Genomic DNA, 16,673 nt, shown 5'->3' with positions numbered 1-16,673 from the left:
GCGCTCAGCTGGGCAGCAGGTCGGTGAGGGCTTCGTCCAGGGTGGGGTAGCGGAAGGTGAAGCCGCTGTGCCGCAGCACTTCCGAGGTTGCGTGGCGGCCGGTCAGCCCTAGTGCCGAATCGGAGCGGAGGAAGATCGCGCCGATCTTCAAGAGCGCGACCGGGGTGGGCGGTGCCGGTGGGCGGCGCAGATGCCTGCGCAGGGCGGCCATCAGTTCCCGGTTGCGGACCGGGAAGTCGGTGGCGGCCACCAGGACGCCGTCCGGCAAGGTGACCGTCGGGTCGAGACCGAGGGCGGCGCGGACGATGGCCAGCCAGTCCTCGACGTGAACCCAGCTGAACCATTGATCGCCCGGACCGACGCGCCCGCCGAGACCCGCCATGGTCAACTGGCCGAGGCGTTTCAGCGCCGGGGCTTGCGGATCCAGCACGATCGAGGTGCGCAGGATGGTCGAGTGTGTGGCATCGGCACCGTCGAACGCCCGCTCCCACGGTTCGGCCACGCCGGTCATCTGCGGCAGCCCCACCGGCAGCGGAGTTGTTTCGGTGCACCGGGTTTCGCCCGCATCCGACCAGATCGCGGTGGTGCTCGCCTGCACCCAGTAGTCGATCGGCGCGTCGAGGGTAGCGGCCGCGTCGACCAGCGCGCGAGTGGAATCCACGCGACTGCGCCGCAATTCGTCGATATTTCGTTCAGTAGGCCGACAGTCGACCAGCTTGCCCGCCAGGTTGACGATCGCCGTCGCCCCCGGATTACGCAGCGCGGCAACCCAATTGCCCACTGTCTTCCCGTCCCACTCCACCTGATCGAACGGCAGCACCGCATCCCGTTTACGGGTCAGGATGGTCACGCGATGCCCACGGCAGGTCAGATCGGCGGCGATGTGTTTACCCAATGCGCCTGTGCCACCGGCGATTACCACGGTCAGTGCGGTAGCCCGGGGTTCGATCCCGGCCAGTCCGGCCAGCCGAGCGAAGCAGACCCGAGCGTCGGTCTCCAGCAGCGACCCGACCACCATCCTGGCGACCGATGCCGAGGGACCGCTGAACGTGAGCTGCTGGCTGATCTCGGTGCCCCCGTCGCGCGGCGTCAGCGTCCACGACAACCGCATCTGCCCCGCCGGTTCCGGCTGCTCGATGGCCAGCGCCCGCCCAGGCACCAGCGTGCTGATAACGAATGGCGGCGCCGTCCGCCCATGCAGCGTTTCGTAAACCCGCCCCCTAGGCAGGTAGTCACCCGTCGTACCCACCGCGACCGCCCCGTGCAGCCGCACCGAGGTAACCGCCGGATTCCATTCCGGCCACCGCACCGGATCCGCCAGCACCCCCCCACACGAGTTCCGTTGGTAACGCGATGAACTGGGTGTACGTCGTCGTACGTGCCATACCCCCGACGCTAGCCCCCACCTGCCCCTAGCAGTACGTGCGCCTCGTCACCCACCCCGTCAGTCCCGCTGAGGCCCCAAACTAATTCCCCGAGTAGCCAACCAAGGCACTGGATCAATCTTGTCCGATCCGTTCAACCAAACCTCGAAGTGGCAATGCGGCCCGGTAGAGAATCCCCGGTTTCCGATGGTGGCGATCTGATCGCCCGCCATCACACGCTGCCCCTGGGACACCGTGGCGGTGTCGATGTGCCCGTACACGGTGACCGTGCCGTCGTCGTGCAGCAGGCGAACCCACATACCGAACCCGGCCGCGGGGCCCGCTTCGATGACGGTGCCGTCGGCGACCGCGACGATCGGGGTGCCGATCGGTCCGGCGATGTCGATACCGAGATGCTGTACGCCCCAACGGGCGCCGAAGCCGGAGGTGAAGTTACCCGCGGCGAACTTGGCGAAGAGGGGACGTAACTTCGCGGCTTCCGCTTCTGCCAGATCCTGCGCGTACTTCTGGCCTTTTTGCAGAATGTCGTTGAAATCGCCGAGATGGGTCGGCCCCGAGACGTTGAGCAGTTGGGGCGATTCCGGCGAAGCATTGGGGTCGGCCAGGCTGACGGACTGCGCGGCGATCTCGTGGATCTGCCCGGCCGCCTGGTAGTCGACGGACTGCGCGGGCTGGTCGGGCGAGGCGAGCGCGGCCTGTCCCGCGGCGACGACAGCGCCCGCGGCCACCGCGGCGACCGCGGCACGCCCCTTGAGGGCGGCGGGCGGTGCGGGCAGCCGGTGTGCGCCACCGCGTTTGACGGCGCTGGGTTTGGTGGCGCTGTGGCCGGGGATCACGGTCGGCGTGGCCGGCGTGTCGGACTCGGCGTCGGATGCCCAGGACTCTTCCGGAGCCCAGCAGCCGTCCTCGGGTGCCCGATATTCGTTCTCGGGGGTCCGATACTGCTCGTCGGCCCAGGCGTCGCCCGCGTTCCATGCGGCGCCGTCGGACCAGGAGCTCTGCTGCGACCAGGAGTCCTGCGGTGCCCACGAATCCTGCTGGGACCAAGACTCGTTCGCGGTCCAGGAGTTGGCGGGGCCGTAGTACCCGTCGGCTTGGCGCGCGTCACCGGCGGCGTGGAAGTAGTCGCCCTGCGGTGCGGCATCGGCGTAGTCGGTGCGCGGCGCGGGGTTGTAGTCGGCGGGCGGCGTGTTGTACAGCGAGTTCCGCTGCCGGTCCACCGAGGGGCCCGCGGGCCTGCCGTAGGAAGCCTGCGCGCCGAGGGCGTCATCATCGTTGCGGTAACGATGTCCGGACCGAGCGCGATTTTCAGGAATAAGGGCGGAGCGATGGTTCATCGGCTGTGCCACATCATGAAGCGAGAGATGTTCGCGAGGCCGAGGTGCCTGCTGATCAGCGGCGTCGACGGGTCGTTTGCGGAACGGCTCTCCATCTGCGGAGTGCTGTGCTGCATCAAGCTTGCCGTCCTCCTAGTCGTGACCGTGCTGTGACATCGACCGCAATGACGGTAACGAAACGATTGCGCGTCCCGCAAGCGCTGCGGCCGTTCTGTCCGAACATGTGAGATTGATCACGGTAACACCACGGAATATCTTTCTGTGTATTGGGCACCCGCGCCCGGCGGAGCGACGACGATTTGTAGTAGATCCAGCCGTGCTCCCGGGTTCGGCGGCTCTACCTGGCGCGGTGTCAACAACCTACTCGCGAGTAGCGATGGCCAGCGGTTATTCCGCGCCGCGCACGAGCCCGTGACCTGCGCCACTTAGGATGAACGTGGCCGATTGGCCGTCCATGTGACTGATTAGAGTCCGACCCGACCCGCTTCCGACGTCGGGCCGCCAACAAAGACGTTGTCATCACAACGCAGACGAGACGGTGAGTACATGGATCTCTTCGAATATCAGGCGAAGGAGCTCTTCGTTAAGCACGGAGTGCCTTCGTCCGAGGGCCGCGTCACGGACACGGCCGAGGACGCCCGCGCCATCGCGGCGGAAATCGGCAAGCCGGTGATGGTCAAGGCTCAGGTGAAGGCCGGTGGCCGCGGCAAGGCGGGTGGCGTCAAGTACGCCGCCACCCCGGACGACGCGTTCACGCACGCGCAGAACATCCTCGGCCTGGATATCAAGGGCCACATCACCAAGAAGATCCTTGTCGCCGAAGCCAAGGACATCGCGGAGGAGTACTACATCTCCTTCCTGCTCGATCGGTCCAACCGCACCTACCTGGCCATGTGCTCGGTGGAAGGCGGCATGGAGATCGAAGAGGTCGCCGCAACCAAGCCGGAGCGCCTCGCCAAGGTCGCCGTCGACGCCGTCAAGGGTGTCGACCTCGCATTCGCCCGCTCGATCGCCGAGCAGGGCCACCTGCCCGCCGAGGTGCTCGACGCGGCGGCCGTGACAATCCAGAAGCTGTGGGAGGTGTTCGTCAAGGAGGACGCCACCCTGGTGGAGGTCAACCCGCTCGTACGCACCCCGCAGGACGAGATCCTCGCCCTCGACGGCAAGGTCACCCTCGACGAGAACGCCGAGTTCCGCCACGCGGACCACGAGGCCTTCGCGGACAAGGACGCGACCGATCCCTTGGAGCTCAAGGCCAAGGAGAACGACCTCAACTACGTCAAGCTCGACGGTGAGGTCGGCATCATCGGCAACGGCGCCGGTCTGGTCATGTCGACCCTCGACGTGGTCGCCTACGCGGGCGAGAACCACGGCGGCGTCAAGCCCGCCAACTTCCTCGACATCGGTGGCGGCGCCTCGGCCGAGGTGATGGCCGCCGGCCTCGACGTCATCCTGGGTGACTCGCAGGTCAAGAGCGTGTTCGTGAACGTCTTCGGTGGCATCACCGCCTGTGACGCGGTCGCCAATGGCATCGTCAAGGCGCTGGAGATCCTCGGCGCCGAGGCGAACAAGCCGCTGGTCGTCCGTCTCGACGGCAACAAGGTGGACGAGGGTCGCCAGATCCTCGCCGATGCCGCGCACCCGCTGATCACTCTTGCGCAGACAATGGACGAAGGCGCCGACAAGGCCGCCGAACTGGCAGCGGCCAAGTAAGGAATCCGGAAATGTCTATCTTCCTTAACAAGGACTCGAAAGTCATCGTCCAGGGCATCACCGGCGGCGAGGGCACCAAGCACACCGCGCTGATGCTCAAGGCGGGCACCCAGGTCGTCGGTGGCGTCAACGCGCGCAAGGCGGGCACCACCGTCGCGCACACCGACAAGGACGGCAACGCGGTCGAGCTGCCGGTTTTCGGCACCGTCGCCGAGGCCATCAAGGAAACCGGCGCCGATGTCTCCATCGCGTTCGTGCCGCCGAAGTTCGCCAAGGACGCCATCATCGAGGCCATCGACGCGGAGATCCCGCTGCTCGTGGTCATCACCGAGGGCATCCCGGTGCAGGACACCGCGTTCGCGTGGGCCTACAACGTGGAGAAGGGCAACAAGACCCGGATCATCGGCCCGAACTGCCCCGGCATCATCACCCCCGGCGAGGCGCTGGTCGGCATCACCCCGGCCAACATCACCGGCAAGGGCCCGGTCGGCCTGGTGTCGAAGTCCGGCACGCTGACCTACCAGATGATGTACGAGCTGCGCGATTTCGGCTTCTCCACCGCCATCGGCATCGGTGGCGACCCGGTAATCGGCACCACCCACATCGACGCCATCGAGGCGTTCGAGAAGGACCCCGAGACCAAGCTGATCGTGATGATCGGTGAGATCGGTGGCGACGCCGAGGAGCGGGCCGCGGCCTACATCAAGGCCAACGTCACCAAGCCGGTCGTCGGCTACGTCGCGGGCTTCACCGCGCCCGAGGGCAAGACCATGGGCCACGCGGGCGCCATCGTCTCCGGCTCGGCGGGCACCGCCCAGGCGAAGAAGGACGCGCTGGAGGCCGCGGGCGTGAAGGTCGGCAAGACGCCGTCCGAGACCGCAGCGCTGGCCCGCGAGATCCTGGAAAAGGCAAGCGTCACCGCCTGATCCAAAGTACGAACGAAGGCCGCCACCGGATTCGGGGCGGCCTTCGTCATGCCGCGGACCGATCCGCTTGCCCCCGTGGAAGTCTCGCGGGCGAGCGGGTGTCCCGGGTAGCATGGCGACGGGGACGGCACCGGGGAATGCCCGGGGGAGAGCATTATTGGCCGCCCCCTCTATCGGGAGGGATCACATGATTACCAGAACTGTCTTTGCCATTGCCGTCATCGCGGGGGTCGCCGCGGGGGCCGCGGGCACCGCAACCGCCGATCCGGTGCCACCGGCGCCGGTGGAGCAGGCAGACGCCGCCGCCCAAGCGCCCGGCGACGAGGCTCCGATCGTCGCGGGCGCGTTCAAGGCACTCGGCCGCTAGCGTCCACGCCCGGTCTATTCGAACGAAGGCCGCCTCGGGTTTCGGGGCGGCCTTCGTCATGCCTGGGGCGGACTCGGGCCGGTCATCGGGGCGGGCAGACGTGGGCGGGTCGGGCAGGGCATGCTTGACCCGTGGATGTGCTGGTGTTGGGTCCAGTGCAGGTGTTGGCCGACGGTGTGGTGGTGACCGTCGATCGGCCGCTGGAGCGGGCAGTGTTGGTGCGGTTGGCGTTGGCGAATCGCGTTCCGGTGCCGGATAGGCGACTGGCCGAGGATCTATGGGGCGCCGAGGTCGAGCGACCGGTACAGCGGTTGCGGGTGGTGGTGTCGCGACTGCGGGCGGCGCTCGGGCCGTCGGCCGAGGTCATCGGGCGGACCCCCGCGGGGTATCAGGCGACGGTGTCGGCGCCGGATCTGCTTGCGGCGGAGGCGGCGGCGCAGCGGCTGCATACCGCCCGGCGCACAGGTGATTACGCCACCGTCGCGGCCGCGGCCATGGCCGCCCTCGCGCTCTGGCGCGGGCATGCGCTGGCCGATCTGCGCACCATCCCGTTCGCCGCCGCGGAAGGGGAGCGGCTCGATGATTGGCGGCTCTCGCTGACCGTCGCGGGGCTGGAGGCGAACCTCGAACTCGGCGCGGCGGGCGAGGTGGTGACCGAGCTGACCGGGCTGGTCGCGCGATATCCGATGCATGAGCCACTGTCGTGCCTGCTGGCGCTGGCGTTGTATCGCACGGGGCGCCAGGCCGATGCGTTGGAGCGGCTGGCGCGGCTGCGGCGGGCGTTGGCCGAGGAACTCGGTGTCGACCCGTCGCCGGATACGGCGTCGCTGGAACTTCGCATCCTGGAACATGATCCGTCGCTGCAAGCCGCGGCGTCTGCTGCCGCCACGGGCGAGACCGCTGCGCCGGGGACCGCGGCGGCGGGTGGCCCGGCGACCGGGAGTGCGTCATCCGGTGTGGACTCGGCGAATGTCCCGCGGAGCTTCGGCCCGGAACCGGGCGCGTCCGAATCGGCTCCGCGGCCGGTGTCGGCAATTACCACCCCGTTGACGAGCTTTATCGGCCGTGGTCGCGAATTCGCCACACTCACAACGGCTTTGGTCGAGCCGGGGCTGACGACAGTAGTCGGCGTCGCGGGCAGCGGAAAATCGCGCCTTGCCGCCGAACTCGCGCGATCGACCGCCCGCTCCGGCAGATCCGTCGTCCTCGTCGAGCTGGCGCCGCTGGACCGCGCCGAGGACGTGCTGCCTGCGGTGGCGGCGGCCGTGGCGGCGGGTGGCCTGGCAGCGGAGGAGGCGATAGCCCCACACGACCCATTGCCCGGGATCGCCGCCGCACTCGGCGGCGCAGCGGACGACCGTGGGCCAGCCCTGCTGGTCCTCGACAACGCGGAGCACGTGCTGGAATCGGTGACCGAATTTGTCAGGACGGCAACCGGATTCACCGTCTTGGTCACCTCGCAGCGGCCACTGGGGGTGCCGGGCGAGGCGGTGCATCCGCTGGGGGCGTTGGACCGCAGCGTCGCGGTGGCGTTGTTCATCGAGCGGGCCGGACTGCCAGGCCTGGTGACGGCCGCCGAGCGAGAACAACTGGTGGCGATCTGCGCGGCGGTGGACTGGCTGCCGCTGGGGATCGAGTTGGCCGCCGGTCTCACCAGGACCTTGACGATTTCCCAACTGGCCCAACGGATCGACGATCGGGTCCGGCTGCTGGTCGGTGGTGCGCGCGGTGCCGCCGGCGGACGACACACCAGCCTGCGGGTCGCGCTCGATTGGAGTTACGAGCTACTTGCCGAGCGAGAACGGGCGGTGCTGCGCAGGCTCGGGATCTTCGCGGGCGGGTTCACCCTGGAGGCGGCCGAGGCCGTGCTGCCGGAAGCCGACCTCGAGCCGGGTGACGTCGCACCGGCCATGGCGGATCTGGTCAACCGGAATCTGGTTGCCGTCCAGACCGACGGTGCGACAAGGCGTTTCGTGCTCTTGGAGACGGTGCGCGACTACGCGCTGGCCCGGCTGGCCGAGGCGGACGAGACCGAGGCACTGTGTACCGCGCATCTGCGCTGGTGTCTGCACCTGGTGCGCTCGATCGGCGCGTCCGACGATTTCGCCGCCGCCGAATCGGTGGCAGCGGTGTTCGCGGAATGGCCCAACATCCTGGCGGCGCTGGAGCGCGCACCCGGAACCTCGCGGCCGGCAGATGGTTTGCGGCTGGCGATCGAAATGCATGTGCCCTGGCTGGCCCGGGCTCGGTTCCGTGAGGCGCAACGCCACTATGCGGCGCTGACCTCGATGGCGGGGGCCGATATCGCGCCGCACGAGCTGGCACAGGCGTTGAGCCACTACGGATTTCACACGTTGATGACCGGTGACCTGGACGCCGCCGCCGGGCAGCTGGCGCGGGCGGGTGCGCTGGCGGAGCCGCTCGATGATGCGGAGCTCGCGCAGACTGTGCGCTATTACCAAGGGATCGTCGATATCGAACGGGGCAAACTGCCCGCGGCCGTCGCGCGGCTGCGCGAGGGGGAGCGGCTGGCCGCGCACGACACCCAGGGCGCGTCGTTCGCCGACGCGCTCGGCACGGCATTGCTGTATTCCGGCGATGCCACCGAGGCGCTCGCGGCCTACACCCGATCCAGCAAGGTCGACGCGGCGCACGCGGACGAGCACGGCCTTTCCCGCGGGCTCGGCAATCAGGCCAAGGCGCTGCTCGATCTCGACCGGGTGGCCGAGGCGCTGGCCGCCGCCGAGGAGTCCGACCGGTACGCCCGCCGGCTGGACGACCGGCAGATCCTGCCGCTGAACGACCTGACCCGTGCCGCCGCGGCTCTCGCGTCGGGGCAACTCGACGCGGCCGAGTCGTACTGTCGCGCCGCCCTCGGGCAGGAGGAGGACGCGACCGGCCTCGCCCGCATCGATCTGGCCGACGTGCTGATCGCCAAGGGGGAAACGGCCGCGGCCAGAACCCTGCTCGACGAGGTCTTCGCCTCGTCGACTGGTGGTGTGCCGCTGCTGGCCGCGCGGGCGGTTTCGGTAGCACTGCTGCGTGCGGAGGGCGACGAGAAGGCCCAATCGCTGCAAGAAGAGGTCCGCGCCGAGTTCGCGGCGGCGGGATTCGGCTGGCGTCGCTATACCGACCGGCTGGCTACCTCGTGAAGTGCGGGTGAAACCGCGCTGAGACGCTGCCATCGGAGGTGCTTGCAGTCGGCAAACGGGTCGCGACCTGGGCGAGAGGCGCCGAGCAGGTCGTCCGGCCGGTTTGTTGAGGGTGACCTGGACGAGCGAGTGCAGTAGCGTCAGGAGGGATCCAGCAGTTGAAGACCACGTATGACTCGACCTAGGAGACGACGACATGTCATACCCGTCCGGGGGCTCCGGGTACAACACACCCGCGCCCTCCACACCATCCAGCATCGGTTCGACGGCCGGTGGTGCCAGTTCAGGTTCGAGCGCGTCCGGTGCGGAGGCCAAGGGTCTGCCGTTCTTCCTGGTGGTCGGTGTCGCGGCGCTCGGCGTGATCAACTTCCTGCTCGGTTTCGTGCCCTTCATCGGTAGCAAGCCCATCGACTTCGGCGGCGCCCGGGTGGCGAGCAGCGAGACCGCGAACCTGTTCGAGGCCTCCGGTGCCGCACTGCTCGGCATTCTGCTGCTCGGCGGACTGCTCGCCGGTCTGTCGCTGCTGCCGAAGCAGAACTGGACGGGTGCGGCCGCGGCGGCCTCCGTCACGGGTTTCCTCGCGCTGCTGCTGCACTCCTTCACCCTCGCCGACGGCATCGAGCTGGAGTGGGGGGCGTACCTCCTGCTCGTGCTCGCCTTCGTGCAGGCCGCGGTCGCGGTGGGTGCGGTGCTGTTCGAATCGGGCATCGTGAAGGCGCCCGCGCCGCGGCCCGCCAACCAGCAAGCTTTCGGACAGGGCGGCTACGGCCAGCAGCAGCCGTCGTCGTTCGGCCAGAGCCAGCCCGCGTTCGGGCAGAACCAGCCCGGCTACGGCCAGGGCCAGCCGGGGCAGCAGCCGTACGGCCAGCAGTCGCCCTACGGCCAGCAGCCCGGTTACGGTGCGGCGCAGGGATCGCCGTACGGCCAGAGCCAGCCGAGCCAGCCCGCGTACGGTCAGCCCGGCCAGCCCTACGGTCAGCAGCCCGCCTACGGTCAGCAGCCGCCGACCACGGCTTTCGGTGCGCCGCAGCAGGCTTCGCCGTACAGCTCTCCGAGCACGGCCCAGCCGCGCCAGGACGAGGGCGCCACCCAGCACTTCGGCTCCGCCGCCCAGCCCGCGCAGCAGTCGCCGTACGGTTCGTCGAACTACGGTCAGTCCGGTCAGACCGGCGGCCAGCAGAGCGCTCAGCAGGGCCAGCCGTTCGGCGGCGAGCAGGGCGGCGACCCGTCCTCCGACGCCACCCAGGCGTTCCGCCCGTCCGAAGACAACAAGTAGCAGTCGTTCCCCCGGCGCGCGTTTCGCGGCGCGCCTGACCCGCCCGCGCCGGGGAGCCTGCCACGCTGAATTGTCATGAGTGAGCGTCTGCGAGTGAATCAGGGACACAGCGCGCCTGCGTGCACGAAGCCGAGGGTCAGCGGGGCGCGACCGTGAGCGAGCGTCAGCGAGTGAACCGAAGACTCAGCGCGCTGCCGCGCACGACGGAGCCGAGCGCCAGCGAGGCGGAGTCGTGAGCGGCTCCCGAAACTCCCTTGCGCGCCGGACGACCGGGTCCCGCGGTGCGTCGGAGCCACCTGCCGACGTCGACGAAGCCGGGTTTCTGTCACTGACTCCCGAACGCGCCAGAGTCCTCGTCCTGGTCGCCGGGCGACCGACGACCTACGCGCTCACCGTCATCATCGTGCTGGCGCTCGCGACATTGTTGACCTCGGGCAGCAACCTGGCCGGCACCTCCGGCGCGATCGCCGCGGGATGGCTTGGCGTGCATCAGGTTCCGCTGGTGATCGGCAAGACCTCGCTCGGCCTGCTGCCGCTGTTGCCGACCGCGCTCGTGCTCTGGCTGGCCGCCAGGGAATGTGCCCGCGCCGTCGAACCCGATTGCACGCGTGCCGATCTCGGCTGGATCGTCGGTGCCGCGCTCGGCGGGCCGCTCCTGATCACCGCGATCTGCCTCGCGGTCGCCGAGGACGCCTCCGGCGTCGTCGCGCTGCAACCACCGAACACCCTCGCCGCATTCGCCTGGGTCGGCGGCCTGTACCTGGTCGCGGCGGTGGGCGGGATCGCGACCAAGAACCGGCGGCAGGTGTTCGCGCTGCTGCGCCTGCCCGAGTGGGCGATCTCGGGCATATACGGCGCGGGTCGTGCGGTGCTTCGGCTGCTTGGCTGCGCTGCCGCGCTCACCGTCGTCTCGTTTCTCGCGCACATTCCGCGGATCGGTGACACCTATCAGAGTGCGGGCAACGCCGCCGGGGTGATCGGGCTGACCCTGCTTTCGCTGGCTTACCTGCCGAACCTGGTGGTCCAGGCGGTGGGCGTGCTGGTCGGTTCGAGCGCGCAGGTCGGTGCCGCGTCGTTCGGGGTGTTTTCCGTTGTCGGCGGGCCGATTCCGGCGGTGCCGCTGATGGCGGCGGTGCCGACCGGACCGGCGGCGGGCTGGTGGCCGGTGCTGCTGCTGATTCCGGCCGCGATTGGCGTGCTCGGCGGGCTCGACCTCGCCCGCAGCTCGACCGACCGGATCGGTGCGCCGTGGGCCACGCTCAGCTCGGCGGGACTGGCCACCGTCGCACTGCTGCTGCTCGGCGCGATCGCGGGCGGCGAGCTCGGCACGTTCGGCCGGATCGGGCTCGACCTGCCCGTCTTCGCCGCGGTCACCTTCGCCTGGCTGGCCATCCCCGGCTATGCCGGTCTGGCGTTCTCGCGCTGGTTCCTCGTCCCGGTCGGCGCGGCGCCCGCCGACTACGCCGACCCCTACGACGAGGACGACGACTACTACGCCGACGACGATTACTACGCGGACGACGACTACGCCGACGACGACTATGCCGAGAACGACTACGCCGAGAACGACTACTTCGAAGACGACTACGCCGACTACGACGGACCGGATCTGGAAGTCGAGCTGGACGGCGAACTCGTCGAGGAACAAACCGCGATCGGCACCGTGCGCGCCACCGGCGCGGATACCACACCTGACATCGTCGACGCCGAGGTGGTCGAGGCGGACCTGCCGGAAAGTGACCGTGTCGACGGTAGTTAGGCGTACCTCCGCATTCGCTCCGGCCATGCGCGGTCTGTGGAACGGACTCCGTCCGGCTGCGCCCTTTCTGCGTACCTCCGCATTCGCTCCGGCCATGCGCGGGTGTGCGGACGGACTGCGTCCGGCAGCGCCCGTTAGGCTCTAACGCGGCGGAGCTCTTCCGTCCGCCATCCGATCGACCCGCAGGAGTAGACCCCTGACGCCCCCGCATGCCCCGTGGACACCCGCCGCGGCCCCGGCGACCGTCGTCGTGCTCGCCTCGGGCACCGGGTCCCTGTTGCGCGCGCTGCTCGACGCGGCGAGTGCCGCGGACTTCCCCGCGAAGATCGTCGCGGTCGGCGTCGACCGCACCTGCGCGGCCACCGAGCACGCCGAAGCCGCGGGCGTACCGCATTTCAAGGTGGCGCTGAACGACTTTCCCGATCGCGCCGCCTGGGACGCCGCGCTGACGGACGCGGTCGCCGGGTACGCACCCGATCTGGTGGTCTCCGCCGGGTTCATGAAGATCCTCGGCCCGGCCTTTCTCGACCGGTTCGGCGGCCGAATCATCAATACCCATCCCGCGCTGCTGCCCGCCTTCCCGGGCGCGCACGGAGTGCGCGACGCGCTCGCCTACGGCGTGCGGGTCACCGGCTCGACCGTGCACCTGGTCGACGCGGGCGTCGACACCGGGCCGATCCTCGCGCAGGAGGCGGTGCCGGTGCTGCCCGACGACGACGAGGCCAGCCTGCACGAGCGCATCAAGGTGGTCGAACGGCGGTTGCTGGCGCAGGTCGTCGCCGCCGTCGCGACGCGGGGCATTGTTTCCGACGGACGAAAGGCAGTTATCCCAGATGAGCGAGTACTTCGGTGACTGAGCGCAAGGCGATCAGCAGGGCGCTGGTGAGCGTCTACGACAAGACGGGCCTCATCGAGCTCGCCACCGGTCTGCACGCCGCTGGCGTCGAGCTGGTGTCGACCGGGTCGACCGCGAGCAAGATCGCCGACGCGGGTATCCCGGTGACCAAGGTCGAGGACCTCACCGGCTTCCCGGAGACCCTCGACGGCCGGGTGAAGACGCTGCACCCACGGGTGCACGCGGGCATCCTCGCGGACTTCCGCAAGCAGGAGCACGTCGACCAGCTGGCCGAGCTGGGTGTCGAAGCCTTCCAGCTGGTGGTGGTGAACCTGTACCCGTTCACCCAGACCGTGGCCAGCGGGGCGAGTCCCGACGAGTGCGTCGAGCAGATCGACATCGGCGGACCGTCGATGGTGCGTGCCGCGGCGAAGAACCATCCGTCGGTCGGCGTGGTCGTCGACAGCGCTGACTACGACGACGTACTCGCCGCCGTGAAATCCGGCGGCTTTACCCTGGCCGAGCGGACCGCGTTGGCGGCCAAGGCATTCCAGCACACCGCGAGTTATGACGTCGCGGTGGCGAGCTGGCTGACGAACACGCTGGTCCCCGCGGTCGGCGAGAGTGCGCCTGCGGCCGCGGGTGCTACCGAGCTGTTCCCCGGCTGGCTCGGCGGAACCTGGGAGCGCGCCGCGGTGCTGCGCTACGGCGAGAACCCGCACCAGGGCGCCGCGTTGTACACCAACAACGACGGCAGCCTCGGGCTGGCGCAGGCACAGCAGTTGCACGGCAAGGAGATGTCGTACAACAACTACACCGATGCCGATGCCGCGTGGCGCGCCGCCTACGACCACAACGCGCCGACGGTGGCGATCATCAAGCACGCCAACCCCTGTGGCATCGCGATCGGCGCCGACATCGCGGCGGCGCACCGCAAGGCGCATGCCTGCGATCCGGTGAGCGCGTTCGGCGGCGTGATCGCGGCCAACCGCGAGGTCACCGTGGAGATGGCCGAGCAGGTCGCGGAGATCTTCACCGAGGTGATCGTGGCTCCCGGCTACGCCGACGGTGCGGTAGAAGTGTTGCAGCGCAAGAAGAACGTGCGCATCCTGATCGCCGAACCGCCGCGGCGCGCGGGTGCCGAGCTGCGCCCGATCAGCGGCGGCGCGTTGCTGCAGCAGCGCGACATCCTCGACGCGGCGGGCGACGACCCGGCCAACTGGACGCTGGCGGCGGGCGAGGCGGCCGACGCCGAGACCCTCGCCGATCTCGAATTCGCCTGGCGCGCTTGCCGTGCCGTGAAGTCCAACGCGATCCTGCTCGCCAACGACGGCGCCTCGGTCGGCGTCGGCATGGGACAGGTCAACCGGGTGGACGCGGTGCAACTGGCCGTGCAACGGGCGGGTGACCGCGCCAAGGGTTCGGTCGCGGCCTCGGACGCGTTCTTCCCGTTCCCGGACGGCCCGCAGCAGCTCGTCCAGGCGGGCATCCGGGCCATCGTGCAGCCCGGCGGCTCGGTCCGTGACCAGGAAACCATCGACCTGGCCCGCGAGGCCGGCGTGACGCTGTACCTGACCGGTTCCCGCCACTTCGCCCACTGAATTACCGACACCGAAACGCCACGCCGGTCCGCCGACGTGGCGTTTCGGCGCCACCGGCTCGGGCCGAAGCGGAGCAGATCGCCAAGTCGATCATGATGCTGCTCCGGGTCATGGCGCAGCAGACTCGGGGCCCACCGCAAGCAGCCAGCTATCTCAAATTCGCGGCGCTGGGAGACGCCATCGGCGAACCCGCGTAGTAGCGCGGTCGCGCCCTACGCCGCGCTCAGCACCTGCCGGTTGCCCAGTGGTGCCTTCAGTGGCACCTCGAGCGTGCCGAAGACCGCGATCATGGTGCACATCCGGCCCACCGCGTCCGCGCGGGCGCCGGATCGCAGCTCGACGGTGACCGTCGAATCGGTTTCCCGCACGGTGGCGTCGACGCCATAGCATTCGGGCGAACCGGTCTGGAAGTTGACCGCGATCCGGTTGTCTGCCAGGCGAGTCCACGAGGTGAACGGGATCGGGTGCGCACCGACGATGGTCGGGTCGGCGGTGAACTGTCTGCCCGTGTTGGGGCCAGAGTCCTCCGTCGGCGTACTCGGCGCCGCACTGGTCGAGGTGCTGGTGTTCGGTTGCGCGACACCATCATCCGAACCACCGCACCCCGCCGCGACGAGGCACCCGAGCACAACGGCAACAGCTGCGGCGGCACGCCCGCCCGAGATCCGAGTCATGCCGACAAGCCTAGTGGGCAACACCTCCGGTCATCTCACATCGGAACGGACACGGCAATGGGACACACCCCACAGTGAACTTTCGGCGAACCGTGCGCGTAATCCCTACGTAACCAGGGCCGGAGCAGTATCTTCGGCCTAGATGCGTGCCTGAGCAGCACGGCGCGTGTCGAAGTCGGATGCTCGTCAGAACCTTCGAAAGGAAGAACCGTGGGCGACACACTGCGCGTTGGCGAAGAACTCGGACTGGGTCAGTCCCTGCAGGGTGGTGCTTACACCCTTACGCTGCAGGACGACGGAAATCTCGTGCTGTCCGAGCCGGACGGAAATGTGGTGTGGTCCACCCTGACTCACAATCAGGGTGTCGAGCGCGCGACCCTGCAGGACGACGGCAACTTCGTGCTGTACAAGGGTGAGGGTTCGGCCTGGTCCACCGAGACCAATGGCAAGGATGCCGATCGGCTGGTCGTACAGGCGGACCGCAATGTGGTGCTGTACGGCAAGGACGGCAGTGCGCTGTGGGCCTCGGACACCAAGACCGACAACCCGCTGCAGGCCCCGGAGCCGGAGCCGGTCGCCGAGGCGTCCGCCGCCGAAGAGGTTCCGCCCCCGCCGCCTGCCCCCGAGGCCCGCACCTACACGGTCGAGCCGGGCGACACCCTGTGGGCGATCGCCGAGCGCTTCTACGGTGACGGCAACCGCTACCAGGAGATCGCGGACGCCAGCGGCATCCCGAACCCGGACGCGATCAACCCCGGCCAGGTGCTGACCATCCCGTAAATTATTGCGGTGCAAGACAAAACGTGGGGCCCCGGCGCAAGTAGCCTGGGCCCCCGGTGTCTATCGGTACGGCAAGCTCAGTACCGCATGGCATAGGAGACGCGGCGTGCCAGTGACTTCTTGCGCTGCGCCGCCTGGAACCGGTCGTCTTGCTCGAGCACCTTGGTGGCGCTGGCGACCCGGTTCTGCGCCTGCGCCATGGCCTGCTCCACCGGCATGACCGTGTCGAGGTCGAACAACTCGATAATCCGGGTGACCCGGTCGTACACCGAGCCGCCGACGATCTCATAGGGCAGCCCGAGCTCTTTGACCACGGCGATCAAACTCTCGTCGGACAGCTTCCGAAACGGCTCCGAGACCGGGCGATGCCCGTCGGTCTTCATCGGGAATTCGACGGGCAGGTGCACAAACGCGTCGTACAGGTAGCGGGCCCGGTCCTTGACCACATCGCCGAAGATGTCCACGTATTCACGCAGCGGCTGCTTTCGCCCGAGGCCCGCCACCGACTTCACCGTCCGCAATGCCCATGAGGCGCCAGGATTGATGCCGACCGCCATCCGGGCGGTGCCGTACACCCATTCGTGCACCACCGATCCGTCGGAAATGAAAGAGCCGTCGCGTGATTCGTTGTGTACCCGCTCCTCGAACCGGCGCAGCCCGAGCTGTAGCAGCTCGATCGAGTTCAGCTCCATGACCGTCTTGCCCGGCACCAGGTCGACCAGCAACTCGCGCGAGGTCAGCGCATGGGTGCGCGGGATGCCGGTGGCGATCGACAACGCCTCGGTGGCTGTGCTCTTGCCTACGCCGTAGGTGCCGGAGATGGCCAGCTTGATGTGCTCACGTCGTTGTCCGCCGATCAGGTACACGG

Annotated in this window: 13 protein-coding genes; 9 read left to right on the top strand and 4 right to left on the bottom strand. The window is 68.8% G+C overall.

All coding sequences use genetic code 11. The features are described 5' to 3' along the window. Positions 1-4: 4 nt before the first annotated feature. Together KV110_RS36875 and KV110_RS36870 are read right to left on the bottom strand one after the other, a co-directional pair. Positions 5-1,324 (bottom strand): DUF1731 domain-containing protein, encoded by a 1,320-nt coding sequence (locus KV110_RS36875; RefSeq protein ID WP_218471743.1) that lies wholly within the window; start codon positions 1,322-1,324, stop codon positions 5-7. Positions 1,325-1,444: 120 nt separating this feature from the next. Continuing rightward, on the bottom strand, positions 1,445-2,722 hold the full coding sequence (locus tag KV110_RS36870) for a M23 family metallopeptidase (RefSeq protein WP_218471742.1): 1,278 nt from the start codon (positions 2,720-2,722) through the stop codon (positions 1,445-1,447). 546 nt (positions 2,723-3,268) lie between these two features. On the opposite strand from KV110_RS36870, the gene sucC reads away from it, so the two are divergent. The 8 genes from sucC (at position 3,269) to purH (ending at position 14,351) form a co-directional block, all read left to right on the top strand. Beyond that, entirely contained in the window at positions 3,269-4,435 is a 1,167-nt protein-coding gene (gene sucC / locus KV110_RS36865; RefSeq protein ID WP_218471741.1) for an ADP-forming succinate--CoA ligase subunit beta, read from the top strand. 11 nt (positions 4,436-4,446) lie between these two features. Next, the gene (gene sucD, locus KV110_RS36860) at positions 4,447-5,361 is read left to right on the top strand and encodes a succinate--CoA ligase subunit alpha (RefSeq protein ID WP_218471740.1); all 915 of its coding nucleotides are present in this window, start codon (positions 4,447-4,449) and stop codon (positions 5,359-5,361) included. 187 nt (positions 5,362-5,548) lie between these two features. Next, positions 5,549-5,728, top strand: a complete 180-nt coding sequence (locus KV110_RS36855; RefSeq protein WP_218471739.1) for a hypothetical protein — start codon at positions 5,549-5,551, stop codon at positions 5,726-5,728. 131 nt (positions 5,729-5,859) lie between these two features. Next, positions 5,860-8,880, top strand: coding sequence for an AfsR/SARP family transcriptional regulator (locus KV110_RS36850; RefSeq protein ID WP_218471738.1), 3,021 nt, complete (start codon positions 5,860-5,862; stop codon positions 8,878-8,880). Positions 8,881-9,076: 196 nt separating this feature from the next. Next, positions 9,077-10,156: a DUF5336 domain-containing protein gene (locus KV110_RS36845; protein ID WP_218471737.1), complete on the top strand. Its 1,080-nt coding sequence runs from the start codon at positions 9,077-9,079 to the stop codon at positions 10,154-10,156. Between the two features lie 232 nt (positions 10,157-10,388). Then, positions 10,389-11,915 (top strand): cell division protein PerM, encoded by a 1,527-nt coding sequence (locus tag KV110_RS36840; RefSeq protein ID WP_218471736.1) that lies wholly within the window; start codon positions 10,389-10,391, stop codon positions 11,913-11,915. A 196-nt stretch (positions 11,916-12,111) separates the two neighbouring features. Continuing rightward, positions 12,112-12,768: a phosphoribosylglycinamide formyltransferase gene (purN, locus tag KV110_RS36835; protein ID WP_218479348.1), complete on the top strand. Its 657-nt coding sequence runs from the start codon at positions 12,112-12,114 to the stop codon at positions 12,766-12,768. Continuing rightward, entirely contained in the window at positions 12,765-14,351 is a 1,587-nt protein-coding gene (gene purH / locus KV110_RS36830; protein WP_218471735.1) for a bifunctional phosphoribosylaminoimidazolecarboxamide formyltransferase/IMP cyclohydrolase, read from the top strand. Before purN ends, purH begins: the two co-directional genes overlap by 4 nt. Before the next feature lie 212 nt (positions 14,352-14,563). Here the strand turns inward: purH and KV110_RS36825 are convergent, their stop codons facing one another. Next, positions 14,564-15,025, bottom strand: coding sequence for a hypothetical protein (locus KV110_RS36825; RefSeq protein WP_218471734.1), 462 nt, complete (start codon positions 15,023-15,025; stop codon positions 14,564-14,566). A gap of 210 nt (positions 15,026-15,235) precedes the next feature. On the opposite strand from KV110_RS36825, the gene KV110_RS36820 reads away from it, so the two are divergent. Beyond that, positions 15,236-15,805, top strand: a complete 570-nt coding sequence (locus KV110_RS36820) for a LysM peptidoglycan-binding domain-containing protein (protein WP_218471733.1) — start codon at positions 15,236-15,238, stop codon at positions 15,803-15,805. A 77-nt stretch (positions 15,806-15,882) separates the two neighbouring features. Here the strand turns inward: KV110_RS36820 and KV110_RS36815 are convergent, their stop codons facing one another. Further along, the gene (locus tag KV110_RS36815; RefSeq protein ID WP_218471732.1) at positions 15,883-16,671 is read right to left on the bottom strand and encodes an AAA family ATPase; all 789 of its coding nucleotides are present in this window, start codon (positions 16,669-16,671) and stop codon (positions 15,883-15,885) included. Between the last annotated feature and the right edge of the window lie 2 nt (positions 16,672-16,673).

The organism is Nocardia iowensis (assembly GCF_019222765.1).
Classification (GTDB): Bacteria; Actinomycetota; Actinomycetes; order Mycobacteriales; family Mycobacteriaceae; genus Nocardia; species Nocardia iowensis.
This window is presented reverse-complemented; position numbering and strand designations above follow the sequence as displayed.